Source organism: Staphylococcus gallinarum (assembly GCF_000875895.1).
Classification (GTDB): Bacteria; Bacillota; Bacilli; order Staphylococcales; family Staphylococcaceae; genus Staphylococcus; species Staphylococcus gallinarum.
The window spans coordinates 1-241 of record NZ_JXCF01000181.1; the positions used below are offsets into that span (position 1 = coordinate 1).

The following is a 241-nucleotide window of genomic DNA, read 5'->3' on the forward strand; positions in this document are numbered from 1 at the left end:
TATTGAGATAGAGGTTCGAAAAGATGTTTATGGAGTTCGAGAAGAAATTCATTCGATGTTGCGTGAAGTTAAACAATCACATGAACATTATCAAAAAAGACAAAAGCAATTATTTACTGGTATTGGTGCAATGTTATTAGTGTTTATGCTTTTTGCTTTGATTATGACGATTGGCAGAGATTTTATGGGCTTTTTACATGTAGATGTATTACAGAATGCCATAGCAAGCAAAATAAAGGCT

The 241-nt window shown here is 32.4% G+C and carries 1 protein-coding gene; it reads left to right on the top strand.

The annotated features are described in order from the left end of the window. Nucleotides 1-241 (top strand): DUF334 domain-containing protein (locus SH09_RS13970; protein ID WP_042740166.1); only part of this gene is annotated, 241 nt, incomplete at both ends.